General features: G+C 71.0%; 11 protein-coding genes. 3 read left to right on the top strand and 8 right to left on the bottom strand.

Translation table 11 applies throughout. The features are described from left to right. Nucleotides 1–17 precede the first annotated feature (17 nt). The 4 genes from ACIPSJ_RS37685 to pgsA form a co-directional block, all read right to left on the bottom strand. Nucleotides 18–560: a hypothetical protein gene (locus ACIPSJ_RS37685; protein ID WP_365685188.1), complete on the bottom strand. Its 543-nt coding sequence runs from the start codon at nt 558–560 to the stop codon at nt 18–20. A 136-nt stretch (nt 561–696) separates the two neighbouring features. After that, on the bottom strand, nt 697–1,857 hold the full coding sequence (locus ACIPSJ_RS37690; RefSeq protein ID WP_401352696.1) for a glycosyltransferase family 4 protein: 1,161 nt from the start codon (nt 1,855–1,857) through the stop codon (nt 697–699). Continuing rightward, nucleotides 1,854–2,762 (bottom strand): phosphatidylinositol mannoside acyltransferase, encoded by a 909-nt coding sequence (locus ACIPSJ_RS37695; RefSeq protein WP_359222709.1) that lies wholly within the window; start codon nt 2,760–2,762, stop codon nt 1,854–1,856. Before ACIPSJ_RS37695 ends, ACIPSJ_RS37690 begins: the two co-directional genes overlap by 4 nt. Next, nucleotides 2,759–3,436, bottom strand: a complete 678-nt coding sequence (pgsA, locus tag ACIPSJ_RS37700; protein ID WP_359222708.1) for a phosphatidylinositol phosphate synthase — start codon at nt 3,434–3,436, stop codon at nt 2,759–2,761. The genes ACIPSJ_RS37695 and pgsA overlap by 4 nt, the downstream gene beginning before the upstream one ends. A gap of 280 nt (nt 3,437–3,716) precedes the next feature. Here pgsA and ACIPSJ_RS37705 point away from each other — a divergent pair, with 280 nt between their 5' ends. Next, nucleotides 3,717–5,915: an elongation factor G-like protein EF-G2 gene (locus ACIPSJ_RS37705; RefSeq protein ID WP_355711037.1), complete on the top strand. Its 2,199-nt coding sequence runs from the start codon at nt 3,717–3,719 to the stop codon at nt 5,913–5,915. A gap of 161 nt (nt 5,916–6,076) precedes the next feature. Then, nucleotides 6,077–7,720 (top strand): hypothetical protein, encoded by a 1,644-nt coding sequence (locus ACIPSJ_RS37710; protein WP_359222707.1) that lies wholly within the window; start codon nt 6,077–6,079, stop codon nt 7,718–7,720. 54 nt (nt 7,721–7,774) lie between these two features. Here ACIPSJ_RS37710 and ACIPSJ_RS37715 read toward each other — a convergent pair whose 3' ends face one another. Next, nucleotides 7,775–8,335, bottom strand: a complete 561-nt coding sequence (locus ACIPSJ_RS37715) for an HIT domain-containing protein (RefSeq protein WP_355711035.1) — start codon at nt 8,333–8,335, stop codon at nt 7,775–7,777. A gap of 67 nt (nt 8,336–8,402) precedes the next feature. On the opposite strand from ACIPSJ_RS37715, the gene ACIPSJ_RS37720 reads away from it, so the two are divergent. Next, the gene (locus ACIPSJ_RS37720; protein ID WP_401352699.1) at nt 8,403–9,062 is read left to right on the top strand and encodes a potassium channel family protein; all 660 of its coding nucleotides are present in this window, start codon (nt 8,403–8,405) and stop codon (nt 9,060–9,062) included. A 30-nt stretch (nt 9,063–9,092) separates the two neighbouring features. On the opposite strand, the gene thrS is transcribed toward ACIPSJ_RS37720, so the two are convergent. The 3 genes from thrS to ACIPSJ_RS37735 all read right to left on the bottom strand — a co-directional run bounded on the left by thrS (nt 9,093) and on the right by ACIPSJ_RS37735 (nt 12,978). After that, the gene (gene thrS / locus ACIPSJ_RS37725; protein WP_401352701.1) at nt 9,093–11,069 is read right to left on the bottom strand and encodes a threonine--tRNA ligase; all 1,977 of its coding nucleotides are present in this window, start codon (nt 11,067–11,069) and stop codon (nt 9,093–9,095) included. A gap of 110 nt (nt 11,070–11,179) precedes the next feature. After that, nucleotides 11,180–12,415 carry a hypothetical protein gene (locus ACIPSJ_RS37730; RefSeq protein WP_359222704.1) on the bottom strand — a complete coding sequence of 412 codons (1,236 nt, stop codon included), beginning with the start codon at nt 12,413–12,415 and terminating at the stop codon, nt 11,180–11,182. Beyond that, entirely contained in the window at nt 12,412–12,978 is a 567-nt protein-coding gene (locus ACIPSJ_RS37735; RefSeq protein ID WP_355711031.1) for a DUF4365 domain-containing protein, read from the bottom strand. The genes ACIPSJ_RS37730 and ACIPSJ_RS37735 overlap by 4 nt, the downstream gene beginning before the upstream one ends. Nucleotides 12,979–13,033 lie beyond the last annotated feature (55 nt).

The following is a 13,033-nucleotide window of genomic DNA, read 5'->3' on the forward strand; positions in this document are numbered from 1 at the left end:
GGTGGATCGTTTTGGCCCTAGGCGGCCCGCTCGACCAGCGCGGTCGGCGGCTCGTCGTCCATTTCGAAGGCCAGTGGGAAGGGCGCGTGTCCGGCCAGCCGGAACCACCTGACCTTGCGGTGTTCGCGGAGCCGGCGGGCCGCGCCGACGGCGTCGTTGTGGAAACGGCGGGCCATCGGGACCCGGCGCACGGCCTCGGCCAGCTCGGTCGCCGCGGCCTCGCCACCGGGCGCCTCACGAACCTCCTCCACCTGCTGCGGATCCTCGAAGACCGCCCGTAGCGCCTGGCTCAGTTCGCTCTCCGCGACCTCCCGCTGCTCCTCCTCGGCCTGCCGGGCGGCGTGCGCCGCCTCGTACAGCACGATCGAGGCGGCAGGATCCAGCACCCCCGAGGTCGCCAGCTCCTGCGCCACGGAGGCACGCCTGAGCAGCTGGGCATCGAGGGCGGCACGGGCGGCGTCGATCCGCGAGTGCAGCCGGTCGAGCCGCCCTGCGGTCCAGCTCAGGTACAGGCCGATCACCACAAGGGCGGCAAGAATCCAGATGAGCGTTGCGGTCACGGACGGAACGCTATAGGAGACGCCGACACGAGCGCCCCGAAGGGGCGCGGGGCTGTATCCGATGTGCGGCTACCGCCGCGCGGGCGCGACCAGCCACAACGAAGCCGCACCAGATCAGACGACCCCTCGCGGCTCACTAATCCCGCGCCAACCCGAACCGCGCCCGCAACCCCGACCGCTCGTCCGCCGCCACCGCCGCCGCGCCCGCCGTCACCGTCTCGTACACCGACAGGATGTCCGCGCCCACCGTGGACCAGTCGAAGCGCCGCACATGGACGCTGCCGCGTTCGCGCAGCTCGGCCCGGCGTTCCGGGTTCTCCAGGAGCCGTACCGCCGCCTCGGCCAGCGCGTCCGCGTCCTCGTTGGCGAAGAGCTCGCCGGCCGCGCCCTGGTCCAGGACCTGGGCGAAGGCGTCGAGGTCGGAGGCGAGGACGGGAGCGCCCGCGGACAGGGCCTCGACCAGGATGATGCCGAAGCTCTCGCCGCCCGTGTTGGGCGCGATGTACAGGTCGAGGCTGCGCAGGAAGCGGGCCTTGTCCTCGTCGCTGACCATGCCGAGGAACTCGACGCGGGAGCGCAGTTCGGCGGGGAGGGACTCGACCGCGGCCTCCTCGTCGCCCCGGCCGGCCACCAGGAGCCTGGCCTGCGGGCGCGCGGCGAAGATCTTGGGGAGGGCCCTCATCAGGACCGGCAGGCCCTTGCGGGGCTCGTCGATCCGGCCGATGAAGCCGATCGTGTCGCCCTGCCACTCGGGGCGCGGTTCGGCCTTGGCGAAGAAGTCGACGTCGACACCGTTGGGGATGACCACCGCGTCCCCGCCGAGGTGCTCCACCAGCGTGCGGCGGGCGTACTCGCTGACCGCGATCCGGGCGCTGATCTTCTCCAGGGCGGCCTGGAGGATCGAGTAGGCGGCGATCATCGCGCGGGAGCGCGGGTTGGAGGTGTGGAAGGTCGCGACCATCGGCCCCTGGGCGGCCCAGCAGGTCAGCAGGCCGAGGGAGGGCGAGGTCGGCTCGTGGATGTGGACCACGTCGAACGCGCCGTCGTGCAGCCAGCGGCGCACCCGCGCCGCAGACAGGAACCCGAAGTTGAGGCGGGCCACCGAGCCGTTGTACGGCACCGGGACCGCGCGGCCCGCCGAGACGACGTAGGGCGGCAGCGGGGTGTCGTCGTCGGCGGGGGCGAGCACGGAGACGTCGTGGCCGAGCCGGATGAAGTACTCGGCGAGATCGCGGATGTGGAACTGGACGCCACCCGGGACGTCCCAGGAGTAGGGGCAGACGATGCCGATCCTCACGACGGTCCCTTCGCGGGGTCGAGGTCCGCGAGCCACAAACGCTGCAGCATGTGCCAGTCCTCCGGATGCTCGGCGATCCCGGTGGCGAAGGCGTCGGCCAGCGCCTGTGTCATGACAGACGTCTTCGAGGCCCGGTCACCTGACTCGGGCACGTCGACCGGGGCGTGCACCCGGCCCTTCATGACGGGGGTGTCGTCGTACCAGAGCGTGACGGGCAGGAGGATCGCGCCGGTCTGCTGGGCCAGCAGGGCGGGTCCCGCGGGCATCCGCGCGGTGTCGCCGAAGAAGTCGACCTCCACCCCCGACTCGGACAGGTCGCGGTCGGCCACCAGGCAGATCAAGCCGCCGTCGCGGAGCCTGCGGGCCAGGGTGCCGAAGGCGGTGCCGCCGCTGTGCGGCAGGACCTCCATGCCGAGGCCCTCGCGGTAGGCGACGAACCGGTCGTAGAGCGTCTCGGGCTTGAGGCGCTCGGCGACCGTGGTGAACGGGGTCTTCAGCTCGGTGGTGACCCAGGCGCCGGCCAGGTCCCAGTTGGCCAGGTGCGGCAGCGCGATGATCACGCCCCGGTCCGAGGCGAGGCCGTCGGTGAGGTGATGGACGTCCTTGACGTCGAATCCGCCCCGGACACGGTCCTCGCTCCAGGCGGGGAGGCGGAAGGACTCCATCCAGTAGCGCAGGTACGAGCGCATGCCCGCGCGGGAGAGCTCGCGCAGCCGCTCCGGGCTCGCGTCGGGCACCACGCGCGCGTAGTTGGATTCCAGCCGCTGGACGCCCTTGCCGCGCTGCCGCCAGGCGAGGTCCGCGATGGAGTCGCCCAGGCGTACGGCGACCGGCTCGGGGAGCTTCTTCACGGTGCCCCAGCCGAGTCCGTACAGGGCGTCGGTGAGCCGGTCGGCGGCGCTCACTGGGAGGCCTCGCTCCCGTGCGAGGCCTTCTCGCGCTCGGCCGCCGCCTCCGCCTCGGCGGACTCGCGACGGACCGTGACGACCCGCTGGATCAGGGTGACCAGGCTGCCGGCGGCGACCACCCACAGGGCGATCGGGAGCAGGATCTGGATGCCCGGCACGCCGAACTTGTGGAAACCGGCCAGACCGGCCGCCACCAGCGAGATCACCAGGCGCTCGGCGCGCTCCACGAGACCGTTGACGGCCACCGGCAGCCCGATCGACTCGCCGCGCGCCTTGGTGTACGACACCACCTGGCCGCTGGCCAGGCAGAAGATGGAGACCGCGCACAGCACGTTGTCGTTCCCGTTGCCCGCGTACCAGAGGGCGAAGCCGCCGAAGATCGCGCCGTCGGCGACCCGGTCCAGGGTGGAGTCCAGGAAGGCGCCCCAGCGGCTGGTGCGGCCCAGCTGGCGGGCCATGTTGCCGTCGACCAGGTCCGAGAACACGAACAGCGTGATCACGATCGTGCCCCAGAAGAACTCGCCCCGGGGGAAGAACACCAGCGCGCCCGCGACCACTCCGGCCGTGCCGAGGAGCGTGACCGTGTCCGGGCTCACTCCCCGGCGGATGAGAAACGCGGCGAACGGTGTGAGGACACGCGTGAAGAATGCACGCGCGTACTTGTTCAGCATGGCCTTCCCGACGGTCGTAGCGCCGTGCGGCCCCTGCTGGCCACCCCGGCTGGCCCATCGTAGCCACGCGCGCGTGTGTGCGACGGGCGGGCACTCGCAGACGGCACCGGCGGTCCTCCGGGACGGGTCCCGCGGGCACGATCGCGTCGTCCGTATGGACGCACCGTGACGGGAGTGGAAAGCTCGAATAACCGCGGGCGTCATCGGAGCCGCCACCGCACGCGGCCCGCCATGCTCGCCCGCGCCCACAGAGACCTCACCGTGCACGGGAGGCATAGCCATGGGCGACAAGATCAAGGAACACCCCGGGGCCGCCGGCAGGGCTACGGCGGCCGACCACCCCGCGTCCGTACGGAATGTGGTGCTGGTCGGCCACTCCGGATCGGGCAAGACCACCTTGGTGGAGGCTCTCGCGCTGACCGCGGGAGCCGTCAACCGGGCGGGCCGTGTGGAGGACGGCGGCACCGTGTCGGACTACGACGACATCGAGCACCGGCAGCAGCGCTCCGTACAGCTGTCGCTGGTACCGGTCGACTGGAACGGAATCAAGATCAATATCCTGGACACCCCGGGATACGCCGACTTCGTCGGTGAGCTGAGGGCCGGTCTGCGCGCGGCGGACGCGGCCCTCTTCGTCGTCTCGGCCTCGGACGGGGTGGACGGCTCGACCCGGATGGTGTGGGAGGAGTGCGCGGCGGTCGGGATGCCGCGGGCGATCGTCGTCACGCACCTGGAGGCCGCCCGCGCGGACTTCGCGGAGATGACCCGGGTGTGCGCCGAGGCGTTCGGCGCCGACGACCCCGACGCCGTGCTCCCCCTCTACCTGCCGCTGCACGGCGCGGCGGGCCCGGACGGGCACGCGCCCGTGACCGGGCTGGTCGGGCTGCTCACCCAGAAGCTGTTCGACTACTCCTCCGGGGAGCGCAAGGAGGCCGAGCCGGGCCCCGACCAGCTGCCGGACATCGAGGAGGCCCGCAACCGGCTCATCGAGGGGATCATCTCGGAGAGCGAGGACGAGACCCTCATGGACCGCTATCTGGGCGGCGAGGAGATCGATCTCAAGACCCTGATCGAGGACCTGGAGCGGGCCGTGGCCCGCGGGGCGTTCTTCCCCGTCCTGGCCGCCGCCCCGGCCGCCGACGGCGCCCGCCAGGGGCTCGGCACGGTGGAACTCCTCGAACTGGTCACGGGCGGGTTCCCGACCCCGTTCGAGCACCCCACGCCGGGTGTCACCACCCTCGACGGCACACCGCGCGAGATCAAACCGTGCGACACCGGCGGTCCGCTGGTCGCGGAGGTCGTGAAGACCGCGTCCGACCCGTACGTCGGCCGCGTCTCGCTGGTCCGGGTCTTCTCCGGCACCCTGCGCCCCGACGAGACCGTCCATGTCTCCGGGCACGGCCTGGCCGACCGCGGCCACGAGGACCACGACGTCGACGAACGGGTCGGCGCCCTGTCCACCCCGTTCGGCAAACAGCAGCGCGCGGTCACCCATGTCATCGCCGGTGACCTCGCGTGCGTGGCGAAACTCGGCCGGGCGGAGACCGGGGACACCCTCTCCGGCAAGGACGACCCGCTGCTCATGGAGCCCTGGGAGATGCCCGACCCGCTGCTGCCGCTCGCCATCCAGGCGCACAGCAAGCCGGACGAGGACAAGCTCTCGCAGGGCCTGTCCCGCCTGGTCGCCGAGGACCCGACGATGCGGCTCGAACAGAACCAGGACACCCACCAGGTGGTGCTGTGGTGCCTCGGCGAGGCGCACGCGGACGTCGCCCTGGAGCGGCTGCGCAGCCGGTACGGCGTCCAGGTCGACGTCGTACCGCACCGGGTGTCCCTGCGGGAGACGTTCGCCGGGAAGTCCGGCGGACGCGGCCGGCACGTCAAACAGTCCGGCGGGCACGGGCAGTTCGCGATCTGCGAGATCGAGGTGGAACCCCTGCCCGGCGGCTCGGGCATCGAGTTCGTCGACAAGGTGGTCGGCGGCGCGGTGCCCCGGCAGTTCATCCCGTCCGTCGAGAAGGGCATCCGGGCCCAGGCCGCCAAAGGGGTCGCCGCCGGCTATCCGCTGATCGACGTGCGGGTCACCCTGCTCGACGGCAAGGCGCACTCGGTGGACTCCTCCGACGCGGCCTTCCAGACGGCGGGCGCGCTGGCGCTGAGGGAGGCGGCCGCGGATGCCAGGATCCATCTCCTGGAGCCGGTGGCCGAGGTGTCGGTGCTGGTCGGCGACGACTACGTGGGCGCGGTGATGAGCGACCTGTCCGGGCGGCGCGGCCGGGTGCTGGGCACCGAGCAGACCAGCGGCGGGCGCACCCTCATCAAGGCCGAGGTGCCCGAGTTCGAGATCGGCCGGTACGCGGTGGACCTGCGCTCGCTGTCGCACGGGACGGCGCGTTTCAGCCGCTCCTACGCCCGGCACGAGCCGATGCCCCCGCAGATCGCCGACCGGATCCGTGAACAGGCGAAGGAAGCCTCGTAGGTGCCCTCATAGTCGACAACAACGGTGTTCGGCGGACGGCTTCGGCCGTCCGCCGACGGTTGTCGGTGGCTGGGGATACTCTGAGTACTTGATCAACAGGTGTGCGGAGTACGGAAGTCGGGAAAGCCGCAGGAGCGGGACGGCGGCAAGTGGGGGCGGGAATGAGCTTCGAGGACTTCTTCGGGCCGCAGGTGCCCAGGCCGGGCGGCGAGGCGCAGGCCCCGACCTACGCCCTGGCCTCGGCCGCCTACCGGGACACGCCGATGGAGGAGATCAAGAAGGCCGACAACGAGTGGCACCAGTCCGCGGTCAACGAGGGCCGCAAGTGGGCGAAGATCTTCCGGCCCAACTTCGGTGAGGCGTACTCCCAGGCCGTCATCGACCGCATGCTGGGCGTCGGCCGCAAGCCGCTCATCCAGTCCTTCGGCAGCGAGCCCCAGGTGGTCGTCGAACACTGCCTCGCCGCCAACCGCATCCGCCGGGAACGCGACCAGCGGCTGACCGCCATCATGTTCCTGTGCGGGGTGCTCTTCCTGCCCGGCCTGCTGATCTGGCTGCTCGTCTTCCAGCTCCGGGCCACCATGCTGAAGGCCGACAACAAGCGGGTCTCCGGGCTCGGCAGCGCCCTGCTGGCCGCCGTCGGCGTGCTCGCGGTGATCTTCCTGATCCGGATGCCGCTCACCGGCTTCTGGGGCTGGTACGCGCGCGGCTGCATCGTGCTCCCGGTCGTCGGCTGGTACCTGGCCAAGCGGCTGTGCGAGAGCACCGCGAAGGACCTGCGCGAGGCCTGGGGCGGTCTGCTCTCCGGCGGCAGCGTCGGCGCGAAGGTCCCCGAGGCGGTGCCGACCAGCCCCGACCAGGCCGCGGCCGAGCAGCTGCGCCAGTCCCTGGCCCGGCTCAGCGCCGAGCAGCAGTCCAACGCGGTCTTCTACGCCGGCTCCAAGGGCATACTCGGCATGGGCACCCGCTGGGGCTCCTGGCACCTCGCGGAGGAGCTGGTCCCGCTCGACCCGGTCAAGGGCATCCACGAGTTCCGCGCCTGGACGGTGGTCCGGGAGATCGAGAAGGAGCTGAGCGTGCTGCACCGGCAGCACCTCAAGACCGGCGGCTTCCCCGAACCGCAGGTCAGGCACTGGATCGTCAGCCACGTCGGTGAGGGCGCCAAGGCGGTGTCCCGGCCCGAGGGAACCGACTACAAGGTCGGGCCCAAGGACGTCGAGGACATCTGCAACAAGAACCACTTCGACAAGGGCGACCGGCACTACCTCGGCGTGCAGTGGCCGCACCTGTGGAACGGCGAGCTGATCATCACGATGATGGCCACCGTGACCGTGCTCAAGGAGACCCTCCGCATCGAGGTCACCGGCCATGCCCTGGGCCCGGTCAACGGCCTGTTCAGCGGCAAGCCCGAGGCGCCCACGAAGACGGTCGCCAAGACCGTGCGGTTCTGGGAGACCCGGACCGTCAAGCTGCCGCTGGTCACCCCGGACGAGGTGGTCCGGCTCGCCGCGCGGGCGACGGTCAGCTGGTACCCGCCGCTGCTGAAGTGGCTCGGCGGTTCCATAGGCCTGCCCGAGCCGTTCGGCCTGCGGCACGCCTGGGCCGACCAGCCCTGGAACCACCGCTTCATGGCCGACGACGCGCTGCGCGCGGCCACCCCGATACTCCGCGCGGTGCACCGGGCCGCGCTCAGCGTGCTCAAGGAACACGACGTCAACACCGACAAGTTCACGTCACGCGCGGGCGCCCTCAGCGGGTCGGTCCAGGAGGCGTCACCGAAGAAGGCCGACAAGTACGACGCCTGAGCCCCTCCCCCCGGCTTGGGGAAGGGGAACCGCAGGAGTGGGGAGCCGTCGGGCCTAGGCCGTCGGCCAGGCCTCGGCCAGCATCTTCCTGGTGTCGGCCAGCAGCTGCGGCAGCACGCGCGTATGGCCCACCACCGGCATGAAGTTGGTGTCGCCGCCCCAGCGGGGCACGATGTGCTGGTGCAGGTGGGCCGCGATGCCGGCGCCCGCCACCGTGCCCTGGTTCATGCCGATGTTGAAGCCGTGGGCGCCGGACGCGCTGCGCAGGGCCGTCATCGCCTGCTTGGTCAGCTCGGCGAGTTCGACGGTCTCCGGGCCGGTCAGGTCCGTGTAGTCGGCGACATGGCGGTACGGCACCGTCATCAGGTGGCCGCCGTTGTACGGGTAGAGGTTCAGCACCGCGTAGACATGCTCACCGCGCCGGACGATCAGTCCGTCCTCGTCGGACTTGGCCGGGATCGAGCAGAAGGGACAGCCGTCATCGGCCCCGGGGCCGGTCGGCTTGTTCTCGCCCTGGATGTAGGCCATCCGGTGGGGCGTCCACAGGCGCTGGAACGCGTCCTGCGTCCCCACTCCGATCTGCTGCTCCGGCTCACTCGTCATGCCAGAAAGCATATGGCTTCGCCCGTTCGCGGCGTGTCGCCGGGGCCAGCACAAACCGCTCGGCGGCGAAGCTGGGCGGATGGACGACCACAGCCGGCTGGACCGCTGGGACCGACGGACCGACCTGCCGCTCGGCATCGCGTCGCTGGTCTTCCTGAGCTCGTACGCGGTGCATGTGCTGGAGCCGAACCTGCCCGAGGCCGTGCACGCCGTCCTGCTGTCACTCACCTACACGACCTGGGCGATGTTCGGCGTCGACTACGCGGTGCGCTGGCGGCTCAGCCGCGAGGGACCGGGGTTCGTACGACGGCACTGGCTGGACACCGTCGTCCTGGTGCTGCCCCTGCTGCGGCCGGTGCGGGTCGTGCGGACGTACGAGGCGATGCAGCGCCGGCACGGTGAGCCCCGGATGGGGCTGCACGCGCGCGTGGCGGCCTACTCGGCGCTGTCGATCTCGCTGCTGGGCTTCTCCGGCGCCCTCGCCGTCTACCAGGCCGAACGCTCGGCCCCGAACGCCAACATCCGGACCTTCGGCGACTCCCTCTGGTGGACCTGCTCGACCCTCTCCACGGTCGGCTACGGCGACTACGTCCCGGTGACCACCCTGGGGCGGTTCATCGCCGCGGGGCTGATGGCCTGCGGTCTGGCCCTGCTGGGCACGGTCACCGGGTCCTTCTCGTCCTGGATGCTGCAGCGGTTCTCGGGGAGCGAGAACGACGGAAGGCCCCCGGAGAACTGATCTCCAGGGGCCTCGCGCGAGCGGGTGCGATCAGACCTGCGCCCGCTCCTCGACCACCTTCACGATCTTGGCGATGGCCTCGTCGAACGGGATGCCGTTCTCCTGCGAGCCGTCGCGGTAGCGGAAGGAGACCGAACCGGCCGCCATGTCCTCGTCGCCCGCGATGACCATGAAGGGCACCTTCTGCTTCTGGGCGTTGCGGATCTTCTTCTGCATCCGGTCGGAGGAGCCGTCGACCTCGACCCGCAGGCCCTTCTTCCTGGCCTCGGCGGCGAACTTGTGCAGGTAGTCGACGTGCGCGTCCCCGATCGGGATGCCCACCGCCTGGACCGGCGCCAGCCAGGCCGGGAAGGCGCCCGCGTAGTGCTCCAGGAGCACCGCGAAGAACCGCTCGATGGAGCCGAACAGGGCGCGGTGGATCATCACCGGGCGCTGCTTGGAACCGTCGGCGGAGGTGTACTCCAGGTCGAAGCGCTCGGGCAGGTTGAAGTCCAGCTGGACGGTGGACATCTGCCAGGTGCGGCCGATGGCGTCCTTGGCCTGCACCGAGATCTTCGGGCCGTAGAAGGCGGCGCCGCCCGGGTCGGGGACGAGCGGGAGGCCCTGCTTCTCGGCGACCGCGCGGAGCGTCTCGGTCGCCTCCTCCCAGACCTCGTCGGAACCGACGAACTTCTCCGGATCCTTGGTGGAGAGCTCCAGGTAGAAGTCGGTGAGGCCGTAGTCGCGCAGCAGGTTCAGGACGAAGGTGAGCGTCTTGTCGAGCTCCTCCGCCATCTGCTCCTTGGTGCAGTAGATGTGCGCGTCGTCCTGGGTGAAGCCGCGGGCCCGGGTCAGGCCGTGCACGACACCGGACTTCTCGTACCGGTACACGGTCCCGAACTCGAAGAGGCGCAGCGGCAGTTCACGGTAGGAGCGGCCGCGCGCGTCGAAGATCAGGTTGTGCATCGGGCAGTTCATGGGCTTGAGGTAGTAGTCCACGCCCTCGTCGAGCTGCATGGGCGGGTACATGCCGTCGGCGTACCAGTCCAGGTGCCCGGACGTCTCGAAGAGCTTCCCCTTGGTGGCGTGCGGGGTGTAGACGAACTCGTAGCCCTCCTCCTCGTGCCGGCGGCGCGAGTAGTCCTCCATCACCCGGCGGACGATGCCGCCCTTGGGGTGGAAGACGGCGAGGCCGGAGCCGATCTGCTCCGGGATGGAGAACAGGTCCAGCTCGTTGCCCAGTTTGCGGTGGTCGCGCTTCTCGGCCTCGGCGAGGAAGTCCAGGTACTCCTTCAGCTCGTCCTTGGACGGCCAGGCGGTGCCGTAGATGCGCTGGAGCATCGGGTTCTTCTCGCTGCCGCGCCAGTAGGCGGCCGCGTTGCGCATCAGCTTGAACGCCGGGATGAGACGGGTGGAGGGCAGGTGGGGACCGCGGCAGAGGTCCTTCCAGCACAGCTCGCCGGTCTTGGCGTCCAGGTTGTCGTAGATCGTCAGCTCACCGGCGCCGACCTCGACGTCCGCGCCGTCGTCCGAGGACGCGGAGCCCTTGAGGCCGATCAGCTCCAGCTTGTACGGCTCGTCCGCCAGCTCCTCGCGGGCCGCCTCGTCGGTGACCACACGGCGGGAGAACTTCTGCCCCCGCTTCTGGATCTCCTGCATCTTCTTCTCGACGGCCTTGAGGTCCTCCGGCGTGAACGGCTTCGCCACGTCGAAGTCGTAGTAGAAGCCGTCCTTGACCGGCGGGCCGATGCCCAGCTTGGCCTCCGGGAAGATCTCCTGGACGGCCTGCGCCATGACGTGCGCGGTGGAGTGGCGCAGGATGTTGAGGCCGTCCTCGGAGGAGATCTCGACGCCCTCGACGGTCTCGCCGTCCCGTACCTCGTAGGCGAGGTCCTTGAGCTCTCCGGCCACCCGGGCGGCGATGATCGAGCGCTCGCCGGCGAAGAGCTCGGCGGCCGTAGTGCCCGTCGTCACCACGCGTTCTTCCCGCTCGGAATCGCGTTGGATGATCACACGGACGTCTGACACCGGTCTCTCCTGACTGAAGGTGGATGCGGGCGCCGTACCGGAGCGCACGCCATACCGGATCGTACCGACCCGGCCCCACCGACTGCGAAACGGTTACCGACAGTCGCCCCTCAGTCGCAGTCGTCGCCGCTGCACGCCTCCTCGAAGAAGTCGAGGTTCTCCTGGAGCGACTTCATCAGCCGGTCCCGCTCCGCCTCCTCCACCTGCACCGGTACGACCCCGGAAGCGCCGGACAGCCGCCGGAAGCCGCCGCGGCTCTCCAGCCGCCCGTGCACCCGCACCGGGAGTCCGACGATGTGCGCCTGTCCGGCGATCCGGTAGTCCTCCTCGTCGAGGGTGACCCGGACGTAGGGCACGTCGGCCCCGGCCAGCACCCGCAGTCGTACGGCACCCTCGCCGCGCGGTTCGGAGCGGCGCATCCGGACCACGGTGCCGGTGACGCGGACCGCCACCGAGGGTTCGTCGCGCAGGTAGCGGGCGCTCGCCTCGCGCAGCACGGGCAGGTCGCCGGGCGAGAACTCGACGGGCTCGGCGGCCGACGCGCAGTCGTCGGGGACCCCGGCGCCGGGTGCCCACTCGACGGAGATACGGGCGCCTTCCGTGCCGCGTACGAGCGTGACGAGGGCGTCGGTCAGTTCGCGGCTGACGCCGGCCTCGACCGCCCCGTCGAAGGCGTCCATGCCGCCGGTGGCCCGCTGGTAGTCGATGGCCTCGCGGGCCGCGTACAGCGCCTGGTGGAGGCGTACGGCGAGCGGCCGGCCGGTGCCGACGGGCACGAAGGCGGTCAGTCCGCGCCCGCCCTCCGCGGAGCCGACGAGGACGGAGTCGAGCAGCGCGGCGGCGGCGCGCTTGTGCCGGGCGCCGTAGTAGCCGGCCCGCGCGCGGGTGGCGAGCGCGCCGGCGAGGAGGGTCTGCCGGGCGGCGGTGCGCAACTGCTCCTCGGCCGTCCAGGACGCGGCGTCCGCCGGTCCGCTCGGGACATCCCGCCACCAGCGGATCTCGTCGCTGGGCACGGCGAGCCCGACCAGCACCTCACGGGCGGCGGGCGTGCCGCTGCGCACGAGAGCGGTGAGCGCCTCCCCGAGCAGGTCGTCACTGTCCGGGAAGGCGCGGCTCTCGGGTACCAGCAGGCTGGTGCCGGTGTTGCCCGGCCCGGGTGGGGTCCAGCGGCCGTACCGGCCCGGTGCTCCCCCGCGCCGCTGCCAGCCGTGCCGGCGCAGCAGGGCGCCGAGCACGACGGGGTCGACCTCGGCGGGCTCGGGGGGATGGTTCCAGTGCGGCCCGTGGAGATCGTCGGGATGCGGGCGGACCTCCCGCAGCTGCTCCTCGTACGGACGGTGCCTCATGGCCTGCCTCCCGTCCCGACCCGCGTCATGATCTCGCAGAGCGCCCGGTCGTCGAAGATGCGCGAAGTCGGGATCCGCACGGTGGTCCGGTGCCGGCCGGTGATCGGCTGCCCTGCCAGGTTGACCCAGTAGCAGCAGTGGCGCAGATCGAGCCGGTCGTGGCTGGCGCGCAGCCAGTCGTCCTGGGAGCGCGGTACCAGCATCACCACCAGGATCTTGTGCACCGACACCGGTGTGCGGGCGAGCTTGCGCAGGTGGTCGTTGTCCAGCGTGAAGGAGAAGAAACGCCCCGGCGGGTTGGGCGCGATCTGGTACGTGCACTTGAGCTGCACCTTGATGGTCACCTCGTCGTCGACGGTGTGCCCGGGCGAGCCATGACTGACGTGCCAGTCGATGCCGTTGTCCGGAAACGGCTGCGACAGCGAGCAGCCGGCCGCCGCCGCGACGGCATGCAGATAGCCCACCTGCAGTGTCTCCATGCAGGCGGTGGTCGCGAGCGTGCCGCGATGGGGGCCCGTGCGTTCGGGCAGCAGCCCGCCCCGCTCGGGCTGCGCTATCGCCATGACCAACAGCCTTCCCAGCCAAAGAGTTTCCCCGTGGCGGGCCGCTGAACTGCAA

The organism is Streptomyces sp. NPDC090088, from assembly GCF_044747345.1.
Lineage (GTDB): Bacteria > Actinomycetota > Actinomycetes > Streptomycetales > Streptomycetaceae > Streptomyces.

Coding starts and splice junctions, on each gene's coding strand:
- pgsA (WP_359222708.1), bottom strand. CDS start 3,436: ATGCTGAACAAGTACGCGCGTGCATTCTTCACGCGTGTCCTCACACCG.
- ACIPSJ_RS37705 (WP_355711037.1), top strand. CDS start 3,717: ATGGGCGACAAGATCAAGGAACACCCCGGGGCCGCCGGCAGGGCTACG.
- ACIPSJ_RS37710 (WP_359222707.1), top strand. CDS start 6,077: ATGAGCTTCGAGGACTTCTTCGGGCCGCAGGTGCCCAGGCCGGGCGGC.
- ACIPSJ_RS37715 (WP_355711035.1), bottom strand. CDS start 8,335: ATGCTTTCTGGCATGACGAGTGAGCCGGAGCAGCAGATCGGAGTGGGG.
- ACIPSJ_RS37720 (WP_401352699.1), top strand. CDS start 8,403: ATGGACGACCACAGCCGGCTGGACCGCTGGGACCGACGGACCGACCTG.
- ACIPSJ_RS37730 (WP_359222704.1), bottom strand. CDS start 12,415: ATGAGGCACCGTCCGTACGAGGAGCAGCTGCGGGAGGTCCGCCCGCAT.
- ACIPSJ_RS37735 (WP_355711031.1), bottom strand. CDS start 12,978: ATGGCGATAGCGCAGCCCGAGCGGGGCGGGCTGCTGCCCGAACGCACG.